At 56.7% G+C, this 24,318-nt stretch carries 7 protein-coding genes and 2 pseudogenes; 1 reads left to right on the forward strand and 8 read right to left on the reverse strand.

Features of this window, described 5'->3' with window-relative positions; all coding sequences use genetic code 11:
* Nucleotides 1-184 precede the first annotated feature (184 nt).
* From HU759_RS16490 to HU759_RS16515, 6 genes and pseudogenes are all read right to left on the reverse strand, one after another.
* Complete coding sequence (locus HU759_RS16490; protein ID WP_170037707.1) at nt 185-667, reverse strand: RDD family protein; 483 nt, start codon at nt 665-667, stop codon at nt 185-187.
* Nucleotides 668-742: 75 nt separating this feature from the next.
* On the reverse strand, nt 743-1,135 hold the full coding sequence (locus HU759_RS16495) for a DUF2846 domain-containing protein (protein ID WP_026013838.1): 393 nt from the start codon (nt 1,133-1,135) through the stop codon (nt 743-745).
* Nucleotides 1,136-2,037: 902 nt separating this feature from the next.
* Nucleotides 2,038-2,385 carry a hypothetical protein gene (locus tag HU759_RS16500; RefSeq protein ID WP_056860342.1) on the reverse strand — a complete coding sequence of 116 codons (348 nt, stop codon included), beginning with the start codon at nt 2,383-2,385 and terminating at the stop codon, nt 2,038-2,040.
* Nucleotides 2,386-2,886: 501 nt separating this feature from the next.
* Nucleotides 2,887-3,372, reverse strand: a complete 486-nt coding sequence (locus HU759_RS16505) for a hypothetical protein (protein ID WP_170037709.1) — start codon at nt 3,370-3,372, stop codon at nt 2,887-2,889.
* A gap of 447 nt (nt 3,373-3,819) precedes the next feature.
* Nucleotides 3,820-4,137 carry a hypothetical protein gene (locus tag HU759_RS16510; RefSeq protein ID WP_186616829.1) on the reverse strand — a complete coding sequence of 106 codons (318 nt, stop codon included), beginning with the start codon at nt 4,135-4,137 and terminating at the stop codon, nt 3,820-3,822.
* 5 nt (nt 4,138-4,142) lie between these two features.
* A pseudogene (locus HU759_RS16515) lies at nt 4,143-8,735 on the reverse strand (hemagglutinin repeat-containing protein); the annotation flags it as partial.
* A 331-nt stretch (nt 8,736-9,066) separates the two neighbouring features.
* Here HU759_RS16515 and HU759_RS29890 point away from each other — a divergent pair.
* Nucleotides 9,067-9,336, forward strand: a pseudogene (locus tag HU759_RS29890) (hypothetical protein).
* 231 nt (nt 9,337-9,567) lie between these two features.
* Here HU759_RS29890 and HU759_RS16520 read toward each other — a convergent pair.
* Both HU759_RS16520 and HU759_RS16525 read right to left on the reverse strand, forming a co-directional pair.
* Nucleotides 9,568-10,425 carry a PoNe immunity protein domain-containing protein gene (locus HU759_RS16520; protein ID WP_017134667.1) on the reverse strand — a complete coding sequence of 286 codons (858 nt, stop codon included), beginning with the start codon at nt 10,423-10,425 and terminating at the stop codon, nt 9,568-9,570.
* Entirely contained in the window at nt 10,422-24,314 is a 13,893-nt protein-coding gene (locus tag HU759_RS16525) for a hemagglutinin repeat-containing protein (protein WP_217858121.1), read from the reverse strand. Before HU759_RS16525 ends, HU759_RS16520 begins: the two co-directional genes overlap by 4 nt.
* Between the last annotated feature and the right edge of the window lie 4 nt (nt 24,315-24,318).

Below are 24,318 nucleotides of genomic sequence, written 5' to 3' on the forward strand. Positions count from 1 at the left end.
AGGTGCCAAATTTACTTGTGATATCGACCACGTAAAATCAAATAAATTACCCACATTTTCCGCCCAGGGGAGAAAAAGCGGACGGATTTATTTGATTTTCCGAGTTCTTTGTTACTTAAAAAAATCTGTCCCCTTTTCGCCCCAGAGCCTTTTAACCTACACGTTGAAACCAGAGCTACCACCCTCAAGCAGTGCCGGGCTTCCCGTCGTCATAGATGTCGGCAAGACCGCGTACCTTAGTCAAGTTGCCGGTTTGAATCACGATGGTTTTGGCGAACATATCGCCGAGGCGGGTTCTGGACTCAAGGAAAATCCACACCCAGTCGATGATCACCAGCACCCCGGCATTGCGGGTGAGCGACTGAGAAATGGAGCAGCCCTTGCGGGTTTTACGGTCGACGACCGCGATGCTCAGCAAGCGCTTGCCCAGGCTCTGGCCATTGGGCAGCGCGTCTGCGAGCAAGAGGTAGGCAAAACCTGCGAAAAACGCCGCAAGGAACCCGCCCTTGGCCTTCACGGCGGGGACGGACGCCGACAGCACCTCGGCGCCGAACTTGACGATGAAAAAGATCAGCACCGCGATGCCAGAGTCGATGATTCGGGCCAGCAGGCGACGGCCGATGCTAGCCAAAATGGTCGGCCGTTTAGCGGGGGTAATTGCGTCCATACGGTGTCACTCCGGCTTATGTAAACAGCAACAACGGCCAAGCTCAACGCCCGGCCGCCTCAATCGCTTTTTTACTCACTTGCTTTCTTTTGCAATGGTACCCAACGACGCGTCCTTGACCAGATAACGGCCTTCCACATCGCTCAGCACTTTGAGGCTGTTGCGCGCCACGGCGAAGCCCATTTCGACTTCCTGCTTGAGGTAAACCACCTCACCGGCCTTGACGTTGATCGGCATGTCAGCCCAGTTTTCAGCTTTGGAACTGATCACGTGCTGGCCCGGCGACACGAAGAAATAAATGTACTGGTTACCACGGTTGTAACCCATCTCCGAGTCGGCTTCCTTGTCATCCAGGAACACGTTGAACCGCACCATCATCCCCACGTTGCTTGGGCGCACGACATACACCAGGCCTTTATCGGCGACGGCGGCCTTGGGCAACGAGTAGTTCGCCACGTCAGCCTGCATCTTCTCCACCGACGGCGTCGAGGAGCAGCCAAACAGCGTGGCCAGGGACAATACAACAGCAGCTTTGCAGAACAGCTTGATCATGTACTTCTTCCTTGTGGTGTGACGGTAGAGCGGGTTGAGAGCGCCGGCGATTGGCCGGCGCGGGTTCTTTGATGCGTTTAATCATCGCCAGGGTATCGGCCGCGGGGATGAAGACGTGAAGCGTTGTGCGTGGGCCAGCACTTTGATGCATTGTGGGGGGGTGGGCGCGGGGCTTGTAGTCCGGCCCGTCGCCCATATGGCGAACAGGTTTGGCGACCTGACAAGAGAGTGCAAAAGCAAGTTCTTCGTTATTTAAATAAATCTGTCCCCTTTTCGTTTCATCGTAGATAAAAAGCTCATCACCTAAGTTTAAAATGGATAGGCAAAAACCGTTATCAAACGAGAGAGCAACGCCTATCACTACGTCTTCTGCTAAGGACTGCACAAGCGATGCCGACACTAACCTTCTTCCTACAACATTGGAGAAATAAAGCTCACCAGAAATATTAAAAATATCTTGCCTACCGTATTCACCTAGATCGCAGTTTGAAATCGGATTCAAAGAAAAACAGATAGACGCACCATCAGGCCCGCCATAGAGCTTCCCAATTTCAGAACTTTCAAATAGAAGGCCAACCTCTTGAGGGGCAGAATCCCTCTCGAAAGAGAAACATGGAATAGAGCATTTACTGACAGTAATTTCTTCCCGAGCACTGTTAACAGCCAGGCAACCATAAGTCTAGGAGAGTTCATTACCTAACGCCGCCCTTTGATGCACTCTGCAGAAAAATAGAGGTCAGCACCACGTTTAGTGCTCCGTCAGAAGAATAGTAGTCTGACCCCATTTTTCTTTTTACCAATCCCCTCCTATTTCATTCTTATACTTTGTGTAACGTCCACCATCGGCAACTCACCTCAGGTTCGAATATCACCCTCGCCTCTGACAGTGATTCAGACATATCAAAGACAACATGAATCCCAGCCCCAGACTCATCTCGCACTAACTCAATAGACTTGACGCTCTCGGACGAAATAACTGCTAGCTCTTGAGTGGAAAGCCTAAGCACGACTTGGAATGACTTCATCACAGCACTAAAAGAAACATCAACCTCAAGTTCGCTATTTTTAGACTTCTGGATATAACGACATAGCGCCAAGTTTGGATCAACCTCAATAGGCTGGATACCGAACTCTTCCAAAAAATCATCTGTGCTTGGAAATTTCATTACGACCTCCTCAGTGAAGCGGTATGACTGTGCTGAGTTTACGACTTCCATCATCAAGAACCTGGAACGTGCTCTGAAAATTAGCAGCCTTACCCGATGGTCCCATAAACAAGGACTCTCTGACCTCAAATTTTCCGTATTGATTGGAGAATGCATTAATTAAATTGCCGTCAGTTTTGGCAGAGCGAGTCAAGTGATCAGTTAGCATCTGGCGACCAGCGGCATTATCTGGAACACCAAGTCTCTTCATTTCGAGAAAAAATAGGGGTCAGACCACGTTTAGTGATCCGTCAGAAGAATAGTTGCCTGACCCCATTTTTCCTCATTTACAAGCGAACCGGTCTTCCAATTGAGAAGGTGCGACAGCGGGATACTTTCAAACGTCTGCCCAAACAGGTCTTCAACCCGGCTGAACTTGGGTGGGCTGATTGCATCAGGGATAACCTGCACTGGTCCTTTTGCACCGCTTCAATCCAGAAACAGGACGTTGCCTCTTATAAATCACACACTAGAAAGCTTCCACAGTATCGCGTAAGGCAGCTCATCATCAACAATATCATGCAAGCGAAAATAATAAACAGCCAATGAACTTTCTAAGCCCTTATGAACAAATGCACCATCAGACATAACACGATAAGACGCGTACTCCATAAACTTCTCAGAACCAAGAGAGCTAAGAGCATTTTTAATCTGACTATAGGTCCCCCCCGCCCCAACCGGAAGCAACTCAGGCGGCGGCCGGCATACGGCCATGTCATCATTTTCAACATCCCTGTAGTAGGCTCTTCTAAATGCAGGCTCACTGCAAGCCCAGTAGAGGGATAGCAAACAAAGTTTTTCCTCTCCCTCATCAGAAAAAGCGTCAGCTAAAAAATACTGATCGTCTGAAATTTTGTATGCGCCGTCGTCCATAGCGATAACGCATTGCTCCCGTACATCAACGGCGTCCCCAACCTTTGACTTGCACAGCGATGACCATTCTTTCATCTTAAATACCTCAAGCCTATTGTGGCCATTTGAATATTCGGCCTTCGACCCTGCCAGCCTTAAGCGCACTCTCTGCGGCTGCTTTGGCCGATCCCTCCGGCATATTTTTAACAGAGTTTATGATCTCTGACTGCCAGGCCTGTAACTTTGAATCTGGCAAGGACGTCGGATAGCTTCCGCCAGGAGCACGATACTTGGCGTCCCAGACGATCACAGATCGCGATGATGGATCATACGTAATGTAATCTGCACCTGGGAGTGACGCTTTCCCAGGTCCGGAAATTGGTGTTTGCCCCGATTCAATAGCCTGACTCCAGCCACGAGCCTCCCCAATTGCACCGTTTAACTCAGAATATGGGCTGCGTCGAAAAAGGGGACAGATTTATTTAGTCCGAGCTCTTTGTTACTTAAATAAATCTGTCCCCTTTTTCCGTTGCTTTTGCACCATCAAGTTTTAACTAAAACGAACTCCAATAACGTATCAGGGTCTGAAATCGTACTTAGGAAGTACTTGGCCGATTTTCTAGACTCAGCTGGGAATAGCTCTCCGGTAGTCATAGCCAGGGCAGAAAAATCCGCAATACAATCCATGTCAGGCACTCTTTTACCTCCAACGACTTTGAACCCCTCGATTCCGAGTACGGCTGCATCGTGCTCATCGCAAAAAACTAGTAACTTATGCCCATCAATTAAGTTAAATAAAGGCGTTTCACCCCAAAGCCTAGTGGGCTCCGGCCCCGCACCCAGAAATATGAATTCATTCATTACATTTAGTCCCATGGCGCGACCCAATTTTTATCATTCTTATCCGATACCTGCACGATCGTACCAGTCCGGTCATTCCGCACAACGTAAGAACCATCTTTGGCTACATAACCAGTTGCGGGATCATTGAGTCTAGTACCAGAAGCCGGATCGAACCTAGTATCTTTAGTCACAACAGTCTTGCTTGGGTTTGCGATAACACCTTCAAGAGAATCGGTTGTCCAACCTCGCTTCCCCATTTGCTGAGCAATTTTTGGCTCCACGATTGAAGATATTCCTTTTGCACCAGACGGCATAACCCCTTTACCGTCTGCCGACGTTTTATCCTGCCCCGCCTGCGCTCCCGACGTCCCTCCCTTATTCTTCCCAATCATCGACGCGATAGACGTTTTATCACGCCCTATGGACGCACCTGTAGAGGTAAGCACCTCTTTTCCAATTAAAGCTGCTTTCTCCCATGTAGGTAGGGAGTTGTACAACAGCCCCATGTCGTACTGGTTTTCTTCAGTGACAAACTGGCTCAGGCGTGAAGCGTCTGCTTCTGAAAGGCCGAAGAACCAGCGCATGCTACTGACACTATCAGCCGTCTGTATCCCACCCTCATACTCAGACTGGTAACCCACGCTGCAAAGCCCGCCCGTGCCCGCACAGCCTGCCAGCATCTCTGCGCGCTTCTCAGCGCTCAACTCTTTGTATTTCTCCCAAATGGCTTCTGTTGGCTGTCCATTTTTACTGGCTTTTGCGAGTTCAGTCTGTAAATCCACGACATCTTTCGCGCTCAATTGGTTGTTTTCAACCGCATTCTTCCCAGCCTGAGCCGCCGCCACCGCACTCAGCGCATCCTTGCCCACAGCAGAACCCGCAATCCCTGCCACTAACGTCGACAATGCAGAGATCGTTTGTTTCTGCTCCGATGTCAGCTCGTCATTACTGACGTTTCCGTACAGCTCACTACGAATCAACCTCGCCGTGGCTTCCGCTGCTAACGCACCACCGGCCCCCACCAGCGCCGAATTACCACCAGCCCTGGCCAATACCGCGCCCAACACCGCATGAGCCATCAGGTTGGCGGCGTCATCACCTGCCGTCAGGTCTTTTACTTGTTGCGCGAGGTAGGGCGCGGATGCCCCCGCAATGGCCGCTCCCACATTGCCACCGGCGATCCCCTGCACGATGGCGGTCACGGTCTGCGTCGTGCGTTGGAAACTGCTGCCAACGCCGTAATCCCGTTCAGCCTGTTGCCTCACCTGTGCGGTGGTCGGGTCACTGATCCCACTGTCCAGCAACTTCTGCCGAGCAGCTTTACCCGCGTCGCTGTTGGGATCTTCAGACTCGTCGATCTTCGCCTTGCCAATGGTGCTTCCGATCGTTATGGCCAGTTGCGCAGAGCTGTTGATCAGGTCCATGCGTTCGCGCATAGCCTTTTCATCTGGCTTGTCGAGGTGCTTGTTGGCGTTTTGCGTATCGCGATTGAGGCCGACCAGATCGTTGGCGCCCTCAGGGTTACGCACAACAATCGTGCCCTCGCTGACCGCCGCCCGGGTTTTGCTGCTGTCGGACTCACTCAGTACTGCGCCCATAGGCGGGCCCATTGTGATACCGCTGGACCCTCCGGAAATGCCTGCGCTTGCCGAAGTGCTGTTGATCTTGCTGGTGTTCTTGATGTCACTGGTAAGCAAGCGATCGGTAATCAACAGGTTCTTGTCAGCACTGGCTTCGCTCGCAATGACGGCGCCCTGTAGCGTGGTGTTTTTACCCACATCCAGGGTGTAGCCATCCTTGCCCGCATACAGCCCCGTCTGATCGGTGACCGCCTTGTAGTCACTGTTCATGTTGCCGGCAGACATGTTCGCGGACGCCGTCACCGTCGTACCGTAGCAGAATGGTGGCACGCAGATACTTGCGCCAACACCGGCGCTGCTTTGCTTGCTCTTCTGGGTGTCGGTGTCATGGCGCGAAGCGATGTTGAGGTTACCGCCGATATCCGCCTTGATGCTGTCAGCACGTACCTGGGCACCCGCCAGTGTGGTGTCTTGGCCACTGCTCAGAACCAGCGCACCAGTGTCCAGTTTGGTGTTGACCTGAGTAACAGAACTGCCGGAACCCATGCCTTTGGCAATTTGTGCACCGAGGTCCAGAGTGAAGCCGTTTTGCTCGCCGATATTGAAGCTGGCACCGATGCTGGTTTTATTGTTGTTACTGTCGTTTTTCCGCTCGGTAGTGTTCTGTGCGCTTTCCAGAATGATGTCGTTTTTGGCGATGAGCGTGGTATTGGCTGCCTTCAGCTCACTGCCAATGACATGGATATCACCTTGGGTTTCTGCGGCCTTGCCGGTGGCCACAATCGATAGCCCTTGACCGGCGTTGAGCGTGCTTTGCTTCGCCGTTTCACTGCGGTACTCAGTGGTATTTTTACTGCTGGTATTGGCCAGTTCGGTGCCAATTTTGATCAGTGAGCCGTTGCTGGCCGTGCCTCCTTTTTTATCCGCGAAACCAGAACCCTGACCATTGGCATCCGCCATCTGGCCGCCCAGGTTATAGGTGTTCAAGGCAACCTGAGCCAGCTTCACCGCTTTGAGCCGAGGATCATCGGCATTTTTAGCGGCCTCAACCCCGTCGCGGATGCTCCTGGCGGTATCGACAACGGTTCCGCCGATAACGCGCCCAACTGCAAGGCTCTTGGACTTGTCGACCGTGCTTTGGCTGGCATTCTCCATACCCGCAGCAATGGTCACATTGGAGCCTTTGAGATCCATGTCCTTGGTACTGACCAAGTCACTGGCCACCACCTTCAGCTCACGCCCCGCCTCCAGCTTTACGTTGCCAGCACTGGAACCGACTGTGCTGCCGGTAAGCGTAGTTTCTGTCGCAGTGCCGTTATGTTTCTGGCTATTGATGAACAGATGCTGGTTGCCGGTGATGTCATCCAGGCCCAGCTTATTGCCGGTTAGCACACCCGTCAGGTCGCGGTTCTTTTCCTTATGCATGTCAGTGCGCGAGAAGGTGTTCTGCGCCGCGTCGATGGCCAGGTCACGTCCGGCCTGTACCGTAAGGTCGCCGGTGCTGACCAGTGACGAACCCGTCACTTTCACGTCTTGCCCGCCCGCAACAGTGACGGTATCGCCGGAGACCATACTCCCCACCGCAGTGGTACGTTTCTCGTCGACCTGGTCCTCAACCTTGCTCGACTTGAACCCACCCCAACTGCTTTTGCTTTCCTTGCGCTCATGGCTAACGCTGTCGGAATCGGTCACGGCCAGAATCTGTACATCCTTGCCGGCCACCAATTTCGCGGCACCTTTCTCGGCAGTCACGGCACTGCCGGCCAACAGCAGGTTTTCACCGGCTACCAACGTGCTGTTACCACCTGAGTTGACCAAGCTGCCAACGTTCGTGACGGTATCGGTTTCATCGAGACGGAACTTCTTGCCCGTCGATGTCTTGCTGGTCTTGCTAAAGAAGCTGTAGTCCTGGTCCTCAGCAGATTTGAGTTCCAGATTTTTACCCGCGTACAAATACGCCTCATCCCCCGCCGTCACCCGGCTGGCAATCAACGCCAAATCATTCCCGGCACTCAACGCCACATCACCACCGGCCTTCACCGTGGTGGACACTTGCTGGGCGTGGTCTTCCTGGATCTTGACCTTCTTGGTGTTATACGAGTAATGCTGTTCATCCACGCCTGAAGCCAAGGTCAGGTCGCCCGTGGCGGCCATGGCAACGTCACGCTTGGCGTCGATCCGGCTGGCAATGGCGCTGATATCACGCCCAGCCTGCACACGGAAGTCACGGCCGGCCTCGATCACGGTGCCGTGTTGGGTGACGCTGCCGGTGCTAGCCTCTGTGGTGCCACGGCCAGTGCGTTTTTCGGCTGCGATGAGGTTCACATCGCGCCCCGCCGCTATCGTCATGTCGGCGCCGCTGCTCATCACGCCGCCAACGCTGTTAACGTCGCGACCGGCGCGTACGCTCAGGTTGTTGGCCGCTTCGATACGGGCAGCGTTGTCCACAAAGTCCTGCCGCACCTCTCGGATGTACGCCCCGCCGCTGCTCTCGTGAGTGGTAACCGTGCGCTCGTTGATCACGTCGCCGTTAACCGCCGTGAGACTCACGTCGCGCCCAGAAATGATCCCGCCCGCCTTGTTGATCAGGTTATTGCCCGCCAACAGATCGAGACGATTACCGGCCTCGATCAGGCCGCTATTGACCAGGTTGCCGCCGGCGCTGGCCGACAGATTGTTGGTGGCGCGCAGGGTGCCGACGTTGTTGAGGTTTTCACCGGCAATCAGGTTGACGTCGTTACCGGCGATCAGTGCACCGTTGGGGCCAAGACGGTTATTGGCTTGGGCCAGATACAAAACCGGTACCAGCACTTGTTGACCGGCTACGGAGGCGCTTTCCATCCACACGATGTCGTGGGTCAGCGCCGCGACCTGTTCGGAAGTGAGGCTTACGCCTACGGCCAGGTTCAGTTGTTGCTTGCTGGCGATGGCGTTGTCCATCAGGTATTTGTACAAACCGGCATCGCTGGTCTGGTTGTCGATGAAGCGCTGTCCGGTGCGGGCGATAACGGCTTGCTGGATCAGCCGTTGTTCGTAGCGCAATTGATCGGTTTCACTGAGTAAGTCAGCGGCACGAGAACATTGGCTTTTTGATACCTTGCGCGTCTTTGCGCTGAAGGCTTATAGTCCGCCGGTCGCCCATATGGCGATTCAGGTTTGGCGACCTGACGGTAGAGAATGCGCAAGCTGACGGCTTTTTTGCAGACACTTGTGCGCCCGCAAAGTCGTTTATGACGGCTGTGCGCGGGAGACCTTAGGGTCTGCCGGTTTTCTCTACTGCCGGTTCGCCAACCTGCGTACAGCTGTCACCCATACGTTTGGCGACGTTTGAGTGATGGCATCCATCACTTAAGTAGAGAGATATAAAATGACCCGATACATGGCACTGACAGGCCACGATTCAACCATCCCCGCGCTGGTGATCGACACGCAAGCCCCTCTTGATGTTCTCTATGATGCCGCTGCTTACCGCATTCGTGCGGTGACTTAGTTTCTGGAAAACCTGGCATTTCGCGAGGAAATCAGGAGTGATGCGATTGTCCTTCACGACTTTGCGTTGTTGCTGGCTATTCCATTGCGTGATGGTTGCGATCTCATGGATGTGATTGGGCGAAGGCTGATTTCGCAAGACTTATAAATAAATTCGGGCGGCGTAGAGCCGCCCGATCTGGGTAAGCTCAGAGCCCACAATTTAAAAATAAAAGCCAATTTTTTAAAGAGCCAGTTTTTAATGTCTCAAACAAAAATCACATAGACCCAACAAAATCACACCAAACCTAAATAGATCCACCTTCCCCAGACACAAATACTCTATGAAAATCAAATAAATTTGTCCCCTTTTCCTTTCAGTAGCTCATACGGGCAACGCCTAATCTGACCTACCCAACAACCGCGCCCACCATCCAGACTTGGCACTTGGATTAGGTGTTGGTATCACTTCCTCACTGGGATGGAGCAAATCACCCGGATAGTGTTCGTGCCCAATGCAATTGCTGTCATCAAGCCCAAATACTTTCACGGCGGCGACCGCCTCAAGACACCAGCGGCCGAAGTAGCTTCCCATCTCAAGTGGATGTTTTACCGGATCACCATAGATGTACCACCACGGTTGCTGTTTACCGCGCCTGTTCAACTCCGGATACCAATGCTCTACGAATGCCAACAGCAGAGCTGCTTGTTGCACCTGTGGCGCATCAATTGCCTTGAGCAGTCTCGCATATGGTTTGGCATGTAACAGCTTCTCCCCAATTGCCCGCTCTGGTTGGCGGTACGCAATGATCCGATCCAGCAGAACGTCCTGCCCCCCTTTACCTATTAACGCAACCAATCGAAGCCACTGGTCATCGGGAATTTCGAGAGCAAGCGCCAGGCCCACCAGCCAGAAACAGTAGATGTAGTGGTTTAAGTCGGTCAGCTCGAAGGTCCAGTCTCGGCAAGTCTGAAGACCATTTTCAGCGCATATTTTGTCGGATTCTCGGTTGGAAAGTTCCCATGCATCCAGAACTCCGGGGAAGTATGTTGCGATCGATTTAACATCTCCACCACTCGAGTAGACCCGTATGGCCGCACGCAAATTATCTTTGGCAAAGTCGAACGTAAATTGCGCTCTGTATACGGGGTTAGCCGATGGCTCCGACAAAATCTTACTGGCACGCTCAATCCATTGCAGATCCTTTGCCTCACGACCATCCCAATACTGCTTATCTCCCCAAGGCGCACGAATCATGGAAAAACCCCATTCAAATTTTTGGAAGATATAATTTTAGACGTATCTATCGCTTTGATTTTTCCACGGGCATCAAGCACTTCAATTTCTGTCGCACCATCTGGCCGAGTTCTCACAACCCAGGTTTCAGTACGATTCGCATCCACGGCGATCCGTACATCTATGCTTTGATTCTCTCCGACCGCACGTTCCAGACGGTCACCTCCGAGTATCCATGAAGTCGAACCTTGTTTACCATCTTGCGTATTGCCTAGCCCCGAGGAGCCAGATTTTTTGTTATCACCAACAAATTTGTACTCGATAACAACAAAGTCGACATCCGGGCGATTGACCTTATAAAGATCATCGACCCCCGTCTCTCCAACACCCGGTACCCGCGCCAGTTTCTGTCCTTCGGGAACGATTTGCTGGACAGAACGTTCGCCAAACAAGTCACCCATGACACCTTTCTGTTCTCTGGTTAATATCCCCAGGTCCATCATCGGCTTGCCATCTGGACCAAAGATACCGCCACTCTTGATCAGTGCTTGTTCGGACGCTTCGTTGAGTATTCCGGTGAAACGTCTCCCCACGGCCTCTGCAAGCTCCCCTGTCAGGCGTGTCGTTGCCCCCCCCGCACCACCGACACCGGCACCACCCAGACCAATACCCACTCCCGCAGAGGTCGCGATAGCCTCATTCTGCCTCAGTACATCAGCACCATATCCCTGCATAATATGAAGTGTGTCCAGATACCCCTTGAGCCTTAACTCCTCAGGCAAACTCTGGACAGCTTCAACAGCGGCGACAAACTGTCGCCCTCCACAACTAGGGCAATTCACCGTGCTCATCGCCCACAGTGCCGTCTTGGATCCAAGGCTTGCCAAATCCTCTACAGCATTAGCAAAACCTTCGGCGCTACCCTGGCCCTTCGCGTTAAGTATTTCAGCCTGATTCTTAGGATCGTGCAGGTACTTATCAGGGTCAACCAACTCAATGTACTTGACTAGGTTTTCAACTGATTTCCTATCTTTCATCAGCTGTGACAAGCCCAGTCGCTCATTATTGTAGTCCGCCAGACTCACCTGAAACAGATCCGTACTTTTCGATTGCGAAAGCTCCGCGCGAAGGAAGCTGGCAGCATCCGCCGTATTGCCATCCCCGACACTCAGCACAGCATTCCACCCTCGGTCAACCATCGCCGCAGCAGTTCGCAGAAGCTCCATACGCGCTTGCTCGTCAGTAATACCTTTCTCTTTCGCGTAGCGATTGACTCGATCATTGTCAGAGGCGAACTTGATTTCGTCCGGATGCAACTGGCGGTTGTACTTCTCCACACCCACTGCAGTCCCAGCGGCCACGACTGAGCCGCTCACGCCATTACTGGATCCGACCGCAGTACCTACACCCGCGGCTATCAATGAGGCTACGGCCTTTTGATCAGCCTCATTCATCTTGCTGTCAGCCAGAGCTTGCATGACGGATGGTAGTAGAGCCGCCGAGGCTCCCGCACCCAACGCTCCGCTCTGCGCACTACCGCTGGAAAGCCCAATCGCTGCGCCCGCCAAAGCGTGCAATAAAACGCGCGCCGCGCCGCCTTCTTCCCATGCAGCCTTAGTCACGCTATCTATGTCTTTCCGGTTTTTCTGTTCGTCGGCGAAGCTACCAATTTTATTGAATATGTCACTGGATGAAGTATTAGCAACAATCCCAACCGCCGTACCACCCGTTGCACCACCCAAGCCCGCAGCAACCAGGCCCGATGCAATATCGGCCATCATTTTCTTATCGCCACCGACCTGCCAACGCTGGGCCTCTGCGTATGCCGCATCGGCTGCACGTGCTGTTCCGGCTGCATCAGACGAACCTGCGTTAGCCTGCGCCTCCGCCTGCTTGCGCAGTTTATTAGCCTCATCCGCCTTGGCTTTACCCACCATGCTGATCACGCTGCTGGAAAGCTGCGCCGAGCTTTGGATCAGGTCGATCCGCTCTTGCATGGCCTTCTCGTCCGGCCGATCAAGATGTTTGTTGGCATTGGCGGGGTCGCGGCTCAACCCCACCAGATCATTCGCCCCGGCAGCGTCACGCACGACGATGGTCCCAGGGCTGACAGCGCTGCGGGTTTTACTGCTGTCGGATTCCTTGAGCATCAACGGCATCGTGCCGCCGGTGTCCGTGTGCGCCCACTGCCTTTGATCGTCCGGTGTTTTTGGACCGCCCGGTTTATCCCCTTTGGTGCTGGTATAGGAAAGGCTCAGGCTGGCCGCCTGGCTTTTGATATCACTCTTGTTCTTGATATCGCTGACCAGCAAGCGTTCGGTGCTGAGGCGGTTTTTATCAGCGCTGGCTTCACTGGCAATCACGGCGCCTTCAAGCGTGGTGTTTTTGCCCACATTGATGTCGTAGCCACCGCTACCTGCAAACAACCCGGTCTGATCAGTGACGGCTTTGTAGTCACTGTTCATTTTACTGCCGGCGATATTGCCGGAGGCCGTCACCATCGAACCCCAGCAGAAAGGAGGTACGCAGATACTCGCGCCGACACCTGCGCTGGTCTGCTTGTTCTTCTGGCTCGCCTCGTCCTGGCGCGACGCGATATTCAGGTTGCCGCCAATGTCAGCCTTGATGGCATCGGCTCGCACTTGGGCTCCGGCCAGCGTGGTGTCCTGCCCGCTTTTGAGCACTAACCCACCAGTGTCGACGGTACTATTGACCTGAGTAACCTCCTGCCCAGTGCCCATGCCTTTGGCCATTTTGGCGCCAAGGTCGAGGGTGAAACCGTTCTGGTCACCAATGTTGAAGCTAGCACCGATACTGGTTTTGTTATTGCTGTTCTGGTTGTCCCAGTTTTTGCGATCTTGTGCGCTTTCCAGAGTGATGTTGTTTTTCGCCAGCAGCAGCACTTCCTTGGCCTTGATGCTGCTGCCAATCACATGGATATCGCCTTTGGTATCCGGCGCGTTGCCTGTGGCAACGATAGCCAGACTGCCACCGCTGTTGAGACTCGATTGTTTGACCGTTTCGGCGTCGTACTCGCTGGTGCTTTTCTTACGTGTAGAAGCCAGCTCGGTACCGATCTTGATCATGGAACCTTTGCTATTGGCGGGCTTGCCATCCGATTCGTTGGCCGCGCTGTCATCGCCGTTCATTGCGCCATAGGCAGAAAGCAGCGCCTGAGCGCCTTTGACGGCTTTCAAACGGCTGTCATCGGCCTGTTGTGCCGCCCGCACGTCATTGCGGATGCTCTTGGCGGTATCGACGATTGTCCCGCCGATCACGCGTCCCACGGCCAAACTTTTGGAACTGTCCTTACTGGTCTGGTTAGCCGTTTCGGTCCCTGCGGCGATGGTGACGTTCGCGCCATTCAGGGACATGTCTTTGGTGCTGATCAGGTCACTGGCTATCACCGTTAGCTCGCGCCCTGCGGTCAGCGTCACGTTGCCAGCGCTGGAGCCAACGGTGCTGCCGGTGAGGGTAGTTTCTGTAGCGGTTCCGTTGTGTTTCTGGCTGTTGATGAACAGATGCTGGTTGCCGGTGATGTCATCCAGGCCCAGCTTATTGCCTGTTAACACCCCCGTCAGGTCACGGTTCTTTTCCTTGTGCATGTCGGTGCGTGAGAAGGTATTCTGCGCCGCGTCGATGGTCAGATCACGCCCAGCCTGCACAGCCAAGTCACCGGTGCTGACCAGTGACGAACCCGTCACTTTCACGTCTTGCCCGCCCACGACAGTGACGGTATCACCGGAGACCATACTCCCCACCGCAGTGGTATGCTTCTCGTCGACCTGGTCCTCAACCTTGCTCGACTTAAACCCACCCCAACTGCTTTTGCTTTCCTTGCGCTCATGGCGAGCGCTGTCGGAATCGGTCACGGCCAGAACCTGTACATCCTTACCGGCCACCAATTTCGCGGCACCTTTCTCGGCAGTCACAGCACTGCCGGCCAACAGCAGGTTTTCACCAGCTACCAGAGTGCTGTTGCCACCTGAGTTGACCAAACTGCCAACGTTCGTGACGGTATCGGTTTCATCGAGACGGAACTTCTTGCCCGTCGATGTCTTGCTGGTCTTACTAAAGAAGCTGTAGTCCTGGTCCTCAGCAGATTTGAGTTCCAGATTTTTACCCGCGTACAAATACGCCTCATCCCCCGCCGTCACCCGGCTGGCAATCAACGCCAAATCATTCCCGGCACTCAACGCCACATCACCACCGGCCTTCACCGTGGTGGACACTTGCTGGGCGTGGTCTTCCTGGATCTTGACCTTCTTGGTGTTATACGAGTAATGCTGTTCATCCACGCCTGAAGCCAAGGTCAGGTCGCCCGTAGCAGCCATGGCAACGTCACGCTTGGCGTCAATCTGGCTGGCAATGGCGCTGATATCACGCCCAGCCTGCACACGGAAGTCGCGGCCGGCTTCGATCACGGTACCATACTGGGTGACGCTGTCAGTGCGCGCCTCTGTGGTGCCACGGCCAGTGCGTTGTTCGGCTGCGACGAGGTTCACGTCACGCCCCGCCGCTATCCTCATGTCGGCGCCGCTGCTCATCACGCCGCCAACGCTATTGACGTCGCGACCGGCGCGTACGCTCAGGTTGTTGGCCGCTTCGATACGGGCAGCGTTGTCCACAAAGTCCTGCCGCACCTCTCGGATGTAAGCCCCGCCGCCGCTCTCGTGAGTGGTAACCGTACGCTCGTTGATCACGTCGCCGTTAACCGCCGTGAGACTCACATCGCGCCCAGAAATGATCCCGCCCGCCTTGTTGATCAGGTTATTGCCCGCCAACAGATCCAGACGATTACCGGCCTCGATCAGGCCGCTGTTGACCAGGTTGGCGCCGGCGCTGGCCGACAGATTGTTGGTGGCGCGCAGGGTGCCGACGTTGTTGAGGTTTTCCCCGGCAATCAGGTTGACGTCGTTACCGGCGATCAATGCACCGTTGGGGCCAAGACGGTTATTGGCCTGGGCCAGATACAAAACCGGCACAAGCACTTGTTGACCGGCTACGGTGGCGCTTTCCATCCAGACGATGTCGTGGGTCAGCGCCGCGACCTGTTCGGAAGTGAGGCTCACGCCTACGGCCAGGTTCAGTTGTTGCTTGCTGGCGATGGCGTTGTCCATCAGGTATTTGTACAAACCGGCATCGCTGGTCTGGTTGTCGATGAAGCGCTGGCCGGTGCGGGCGATCACGGCTTGCTGGATCAGTCGTTGTTCGTAGAGACCATCACCCAGGCGTTTCCAGCTGTTATCCGGGTTGTAACCAAGTTTCGACAGCAGGTAGTCCGAGCCCATGAACTGCTTCAGATCGGTGAGAGCCGGGTTGGTTTCGATCAAATACTTTTGAGGATTGGACACGTAGCTACTGTCAGGCAACCCTTGCACACGGTTAACGGTCAACGAGCCCGTTGATGTCGCCTGCCCCTCTACGGGCGTTGCCGAGGTGACACCGCCGACGTCTGACCGGCCGGGCAGTGTGGCCCCCGTAACAGGATCTACGACCGGGGCCACGTTCAGGGCCGTGCCGCTACCGGATACATTGGCCGCCAGGTCAGCGGTGTGCACAGGTGCTTGCGTGGTCACTGCGGTTTGAGCTGCATTGCCCACCTGCACGGCCCTGCCGCTACTGGCAGGCACCGCTTGTTCACGTTGGGCAGTGTCGATAACCGCGCTGCCCATGGTCCAGCTTTGCGGGCCTTGTTGGGTCGGTGTTGCAGCACCTTGGCCGCTCAGTCGAAACAAACCATTCTGCCCTGTCGGCAGGCTAAAGCCGGGAAGTGTTATTGGGTTGACTTGTTGCTGGGCGAGATCTGGAGGGAGTTGCGCATTGATGGAAATAGGTGTCGAGTAGGCGCTGCCTGCGCCCGTGTCGGTCTTGGTTCGACCTGCCGCGACATAGGCATAGTAGGGACGAACTACGCTGTTATTAATATTCTGGGCAGCGTTGAGAGTGACTGCGCCCCCTGCCTGAATAATCGCATCCAGAGACTCGATGTTGGTGACGGTTGAGCTCTTGGGCAGCGTGACGGGTGGTGGCCCGGTCAAGGCCAGAAAGTTGCTCAGGTCCGCCTCGACCGTGGCCGAAGGAGTCGGGCTGTTTCGTTGATTGAAGAGAGCGGCCAGTTGAGCCGCTGTACCTGTCTGGTCAACGTAACTCACATATTGCTGGCTGGACTTGATCTCTTGCGATTGCAGCCCTTTGTTGTTGATCGTCGTGGCATTTGCCGTCAGGTTACCGGCCGCGCTGATGCTGCTGCTCGTGTTGTTCAGTTCTCGGGCATTGATCACCAGATCCGCACCGCTATTGATCGTGGCCGCTGCGGACCGCAGCGTGATCAGCAAGCGGTCGGTTTCTGAGACCTCCCAAAGGCCGTTGAAGCGCCCACCGCCCCGATTGTCGCATCCCCATATGGGTATCAGTGCGCACGATAGCCGAGTGATGGTCGTGGCACTTTTCTCATGTTCGGTGTACTGCAACACGTCCATGGTGTTGTTGAGTGTGGCGGCGGCGAGGGTCAGGTTGCCCACGCTTTCGATCCCTGCGGAACGGTTGTCCAGCAGGTCTGCTTTGGTCCCGTCTTTGTCCCGGGCAATCAGTAAACTCCCCAAGCTGTAGACCTGGGCGTAGCTGTTGGTGAAGCTCGGGCTGAGCAGCTGCATGTCTGCGCCACTGAAGATCAGGCCGCGGTCGTTGAGCAACGTCCCGGCAGTCACTGTCAGGTTCTGGCCGGCGCCCAGGGTCCCGGTATTGTTCACGCTACCGGCGGTCAGGGTCAGGTCGGTCGCCGACGTCATGCGCCCGGCATTATTCAACTGGCCCGTCACAGACACCGTCGTATTGCCGCCGCCCGCGAGCGTGGCGGCGTTACTGAGGTTCATTTGCGCGGCACTCAGGCCCAGTGTTCCGAGGCTGCTGACGCGTCCACTGCCGCTATAGGTTCCGCCCAGCGTCAGCTTGAGGCCGCCATCACTGGCAATCAGCCCATCGTTACTCCAGTTACCACCATCACCAATCAAGCTATCGGAAGCCAGTAACTGCCCCCCTGCCGTTTGGTTGAGCGTCTTGACGTTAACCGTCAATCGCCCAGCCTGGATCACGCTGCTGTTGGTCCAGTTGTCGGCCGTCAGGGTCAGGCCGCCGCGGGTGATAACGGTGCCGCCCGCATTGGTCAGGTTGGCGGTACTGATATCAAACGTACCAGCCCCCACGTGCAAGACACTGCCGCCCACGTTCTGGAAGCTGCCGGCGTTCAACGTCAGATCGCTGTTGGCGGTTTCCAACGTGCCGTTGCGGTTATCAAACACCCCACCAATCTGAAACTCAGTCTTACCGCTAGCCCCCAGCGCCCGCAGTTGGCCTTTCTGGTTGTCCACGCTGCCCGCAACGACTTTCAGGGTGGTATCGCTTTCAATGATGCCTTTCTGGTTGTTCAGCGCACCGCTGAGGTTGAGGTCGATCTGCCTGCCTGCAACCTGGCCGCGTACATCGCCGCTGTTATCAAAGCTGCCGCCGGTGACCTTGACCGCTCCTTTGGCGTACAGGCCGCCGTCGCGGTTGTCGAAGGCGCCTGTGGTGACAACGGTGTCGCCGCTCTGTGCAGCAATTCGGCCGCCGTTGTTGTTGAGGCTGGCGCTGGTCAGGATCAGGCTTTGTGCCTGGATGATGCCGGCCTGGCGGTTGTTGTTCAGGTCGAAGTCGTTGCGCAGCCAGCCGCCCAGTGCTTTGGCTTGCAGGGCGCCTTTGAGGCTGGCCAGGGTGCCGCCACGGTTGTCGAGGGTCGCGGCGTTGATGTCCACATCACCGGCCTGGGCGATGACTTTGCCGCTTTGGTTGTCGAGGTCGCCGCTGATGTCGAGGTTCAGGGTGGTCTGGCTTTGGATCGAGCCCTTGGCGTTGTCGAGGCTCGCAGCCTTGAGCTTCAAGTCGGCGTTCTGGCTGTAGATCAGGCCGTCGCCGCTGTTTTGTACGGCGCCAGTGGTGGTGATTGCCAGTGCGCCGTTGGCGGCGACGGTGCCGCGATTGCGGTTGTCCAGGCTGCCCGCGAATAGCGTCAGCAGGCCTTGGCTGGCCAGTTGGCCGCCCTGGTTGTTGATTTCAGTGGCGCGTTTGAGCAGCAGCGCGCCAGCGCTGGCGAGCTTGCCATTGGTGTTGGTCAGGGCGCCGAGCAGGTCCAGGGTTACGGTGCCGTTGCCGATCAAGGTGCCGGCGCTGTTGTCGAGGCTGGTGCCGATCAGGCTGAGTGCCTGTTGCGCATTGACTGTGCCGCCCGCGTTGTTGAGCGTTTGCGCTTGCAGGTCGAGGGCCGCGCCGCTGTCAATCAATCCACCTTGGGCGTTGTTGAGCAGGCCGGTGACGGTAAGGGTTTGCCCGCCTGCACTGGAGAGGATGCCTTTGTCACTGTTGTCGAGGCTGGCGGCTTTGACGGTCAGGGCTTTTTGGCTGACCAGCGCACCGGCGCCGCTGTTGAGCAGGCTGTTGCTCAGGGTGGCGTCGACGTTGCCATAACGGCTGGAGACGGTGCCTTGGTTGCGGTTGTCCAGGTCCGCGCCGCTGATGCTGACACCCTGCCAGCCGGAGATCAGGCCGCTCTGGTTGACCAGCTTATTGCCGCTTAGGGTCAGCAGGTTGTTGCTGATCAGTTTGCCGGTGCTGTTATCCAGCGTGCGACCACTGAGGTTGAGGTTCTGAGCGGTGGAGATTTCGCCACCCTGGTTGCTCAGGTCACGCAGGTGCGTGATGGTCAGTTGGCCGTCGGTGGTGATCAGGCCCGCGCTGTTGTTCAGGTCGCCGGTGGCGCTGCCCAGGTCGATGGCAATGGACTTGCCCAGCACAGAGCCGCCCTGGTTGTTCAGGCCGGTGCTGTTGAGGGTCAGGGTATTGGCAGCGTTAATCAGCCCTTGGTTCTGGTTACTGAGCTGGCCGTCGACATTAAACGAAGTGTCGCCACGACTGGTCAGGGTGCCGCCGCTGTTGTCCAGGCTGGCGGCACGGCCGTCGATGGACTGGGCGGCGATCAGGCCTTTGACGTTGCTCAACGCCTGGTTGATGCGCAGGGTCAGCGCCTGGTTGCTGAGCAACTTGCCGTTGCTGTTATCCAGGCTGTCGGCGGCCAGAGTGAAGGCTTGGGCGCTGGAGAGTTCACCGCCCTGGTTGTTCACGCCTTTGAGGTTTTTCAGCATCAACAGCGGACCGTTGATCAGACCGCCCTGGTTGTTCAACTGGCCGTGGTTCAGGTCCAGTGCGACCGAGGTGTTGCTGAAGAGTTTGCCGCCCTGCTGATCCAGGCCGGTGACCTTGGCGATCAGGGCCTTGTTGCTGGTCAAGCGACCGCCGTCCTGGTTGGTCAACTGGCCGGCGGTGATGTCGAGGGTGTCGCTGGTGCTGACGTTGCCGGCGTGGCTATTGTCGAACGCGCCGGTGGTGATCTTCAGCGCGGCAGTGCTGCTGAGGGTGCCTTTTTGCCTGTTATCCAGGCTGGCGCTGCTCAAGGTCAGGCCTGCATCAGTGACCAGTTCCCCGCCTTGGTTATCCACGGCCCCTGGGGTGGTGACGTTTAACGCCCCTGCACTGGATACGCTGCCTTGACGGTTGTTCAGGCTCGCCGCGTTAACAGTCAGCAGACCTTCACTGCTCAACTTGCCTTGGCTGTTGTTCAGCTCGCCACCGAGCTTAAGGGCAAGGTCTTTCTGGCTGATCAGGCTGCCGCCGCTGTTGTCCAGACTGTCGCCTGCCAGGTTCACACCGCTCTGGCCGCTGAGTTGGCCCTTGTTACGGTTCAGCACCTTGTCGACGTTTAGCTTCAAGTCAGTCGCGGCGAGCACCAGGCCACTGTCACTGTTATCCAAACGCTGGCCGGTTATCTGCACGGCGGCTTTGCTGGAGATCTCACCGCCACGGTTATCCACCGCGCCTACGTTGACGTCGGCACGTTGGTTGGCGCCTACGAAACCATTTTTCCGGTTGTCCAGCGTCTGACCTGTAAGGGCAAGCGCACCTTGGGCGATCAGGGCGCCGTTCTGGTTGGTGACCGCCGCGACGTTCACCGTGAGATCACCTTTGCTGGAAACCTGGCCGTCGGTGTTGTCCAGGCTGGCCGCCGTCAGTTGCGCGTTGCCGTCGCCAATCGCCGAGCCGTCCTGGTTCTTGAAAGCACCGTCAACCGTGAGACCTAACTCGCCACGGCTGCTGAGCAGACCGCCGCTGTTATCCAGGCTGGCGCTATGCACCTGCAGCGCAGCTGCAGAAACCAGGCCCTTAATGTTGCTCAGAGCCTGTTCAACGCGCAGGGTCAGCGCTTGGTTGCTGATGAGTTTGCCGCTGCTGTTATCCAGGCTTTTGCTGGCCAGGGTGAACGCCTGGGCACTGGAGATTTCGCCGTTCTGGTTGTTGACCCCGTTGAGTTTTTTCAGCATCAGTAACGGCGCGTTGATCAGGCCTTGCTGGTTGTTCAGTTGACCGTTGTTCAGGTCCAGGCTCAGTGAGGTCTTGCTGTAGAGCTGCCCGCCCTGCTGGTCAAAACCCGTCACGCTGGCGACCAGATTTTTGTCACTGGCAATACGACTGTCCGTGCCGTTGCTGACCTGGCCGGCAGTCAGAGTGAGGGTGTCATTGCTGATCAGGCGACCGGCCTGGGTATTGTCAAAAGCACCGGTGGTAACGCCTACCGCACCCTTGGCACTGAGTGTGCCCCCGCTATTGCCCAGGCTGGCACTGTTAAGGATCAAGCCTTGGTCGGTGGTCACGGCGCCATTGTGGTTAGTCATCGCACCGGTAGCGGTTAGCGCAATGGCACCGGCACTCGATACCTTGCCCGCCGTATTGTTCAGCCCGGCCGTTGTGGCGGTGATGGAGCCTTGACTGGTGAGCAAGCCGCCGGTGTTATTCAGATCACCACTGTGGGTCAGGGTCAGGCCTTGCTGGCCGGACACCGTGCCGCCGCTGTTGTCCAGGCTCAGGCCTTGCAGCGTCACCTTGCCCTTGCCGAACAACAGGCCTTCGCTCTGATTGATGACCTGCGCCACCTTGAGCCCCAGGTCGGTACCGGCCAACAGCTTGCCGTTACCGCTGTTATTGAGGCGGGTACCCGCCAGGTTCACGTCTACGGCGCTGGAGATTTCCCCGGCCTGGTTGTTGATGTCATCGACGGTGAGGGTCAGCGCTTTTGTCGCGCCGATCAGACCGCCGTTGCGGTTATCGAGCGTGCTGCCGGTCAGGCGCAAATTACCTTCGGCGACCAATTCACCTTTTTGCTGATTGAAATGGGTGACGTTGGCCGTCAGATCAGACTTGCTGGAGATACGCCCGCCGGCGTTTTCCACGGTCGTCGCGTCGAGGCGCACCGGTCCCACGCCACTGAGCAAGCCGCCCTGATTACTCAGGGTCGTGCCCAGGTATTGGATCGCCGATTGCCCGCTGAGCAGGCCTTTGTCCTGGTTATTCAACTGGGTGACGTTGAGCTGCAGGTTCTTGTCGGCACTGACCTTGCCGCCACGGTTGTCCAGGCTGGCCGTGTTCAGGGTCAGCAAGTCTCTGCCGCTCAGGCTGCCGCCCCGGTTATCGAGGCTGCCCGCCTGCACATCCATCGTGCCTTTGGCGGTGAGCAAACCGTTGTTCTGGTTGTCCAGCAGGCCCGTGATACGCGCGGTGAGGCTGCCGTTACTGAGCACTTTGCCGGTGTTGCTGTTGTCCAGGCTGGCGGCGGTGATCGAGGCCGTCTGGCCGGTGCCGAGTACGCCTTGACGGTTGTTCAGCGCGCCACGCACATCAACGTTCAATGAGGTATCGCCAGTGACCTTGCCGCCGCTGTTATTCAGGCTGGCAACCTGCACTTGCGTGGCGTTCGTGCTGGAAACTTCGCCCTGGTTGTTGGCCAGGGCCCCGTCCAGGTTCAGCAACAGGCCGGCGTCACTGGTAAGCGTACCCGTGCTGTTGTTCACACTGGCCGCACGGACATCAAGACCGTTGGCCGAGACCACGCCTTTGACGTTGGTCAGCGCCTGGTCCAGGCGCACGTTCAAGGCCTGATCGCTGAGCAGTTTGCCGCCCGTGTTATCCAGGCTCTTCGCCGTGAAGGTGAAACCCTGGGCGCTGGAGATTTCACCGCTCTGGTTGCCGACGTCGGCGAGGTTGTTCAGGGCCAGGGCCGGACCACGGATCAAGCCGCTCTGGTTGTTCAACTGACCCTTGTTCACGTCCAGGGTCAGCGACGTGACGCTGGTGAGTTGACCGGCGTTATTGTTCAGACTGGCAACGTTGGCGGTCAGTGCCTGGTTGCTGGCGATACGGCCAGCGGCGCTGTTATCCACGGCACCGGCCTTGAGGTTCAGCGTGCCTTGGCTGGTAAGTTGACCGCCCTGGTTATTGACCGCGCCGCTGGCGGTGAGGCTCAGGGCGTTGCCCGCAGTGACCAGCCCGGCAACGTTGTCCAGCGAAGCGATGTTCAGCGTGGCCGTGTCAAGGCTCGACACCTCGCCGCTGCGGTTATTCAATTGCCCGGCCGTCGCGCTCAATGGACCACTGCTGTTCACCAGCCCGCCCTGGGCGTTGAGCAATTGGCTGGCATTCAAGGTCAGGCTGCCCGTGCTCAGCACGCGGCCTTTGTTCTGGTTGTCCAGGGTGCCCGCGCTAATATTGGCGACCTGTTTGGCACTCAAGGTTCCGCCCTGGTTGTTCAGGGCTTGTGTCGCGTTGACGGTCAGGTTGCGACTGGCAACCAGACTGCTGGCGTTGTTGTTAACGGTTTGCGCGGTGAGGTTCAGATCACCTGTGGCGTTGCGGGTGTTATCCGCGTTGACCCCGGCCTCGATAATGCCGTTGTTGGTCAGTTGGCCGCCGCTGGTCAAGGTGATGCTGTCGCGGGCCGCGAGGGTTTTACGGCTGTTCAGGTCGCCTTGGGTCTGCACATCCAACGCCGTGCCGGCGTAGACCGGTCCCTGGGCGTCGAGGCTTGCGGCCTTGATGTTGACCGCGCCGCTGGCCGCCGCCTGCGCCATGCTCAACCGCCCATTGGCATCCAGCTGAATATCCCCACCACTGGCCGCCAACGTCCCGTCCAGCTTCACGCCCACACCGGCTTCGGTGCCCACCAGCTTGATCGCACCGGCGTACATCCCGCCTAACGCCGACGAGTCAATCGCCAGTTCCGGCTTGGCGCTGCCGTCATCGGCACGCGCGGTGGCATTCAGGGTCTGGGCGTTGACGTCGTTACGCCCGGCAATCACGGTCAAGTTGCGCGCATTGATCTGCGCGTTGATCTTCGCCGAGCGGGTGATGATTTCGAAGCGGTCGACGTTGCTGGCGTTCAGGCCCTGGCCGTCGATGGTCACGGCGCCGCCATCGACCTGGTAACGGTCCAGGCGGCCGTTATCGAGGATGGGTTTGCCGGTGGTCAGGGTGACGTTGGGGGTGTTGATGAAGCCGCAACCGTTGCAACTGATGCCGTAGGGGTTGGCGACGATGACCTTGGCCGACTGGCCCGCCACTTCGGTGTAGCCACGCAACTGGCTGGGGCTGCCGCCGTTGACTTCGTTGAGGATGATGTTGGCGGCGCGGCCCTGCAGGTTGGAGTTACCGAGGATGATCCCGCCCAACTGGGTCGACTGCGTGGTGGAGGTGGCGTTGTTGAGGATCAGCCCGTTGGCGCCGACGTTGTAGTCCTTGAACTGGTTGTGGGACAAGCCACTGCCATTGGGCGCGGCGATGTTCACCACCGGCACGCCATTGCCGGCCTGGCCGACGCTGGTGCCGGGGGCGCTGACCACAATGCCTTCGGCTTGGGCCAGCAATGGCTGCCAGAACAGCGCATTGGCCAGGATCAGGGCCAAGCCACGTTTGGGCAGGCCCAGGAACGCGTCACGGCTTTTCAGGGCAGCCGAAGGCTGGCGAACAAGGAAGGCAAACTGGCGAACATCCATTTCA

The organism is Pseudomonas sp. OE 28.3 (assembly GCF_014268205.2).
In the GTDB taxonomy this organism is placed as follows: Bacteria; Pseudomonadota; Gammaproteobacteria; order Pseudomonadales; family Pseudomonadaceae; genus Aquipseudomonas; species Aquipseudomonas edaphica.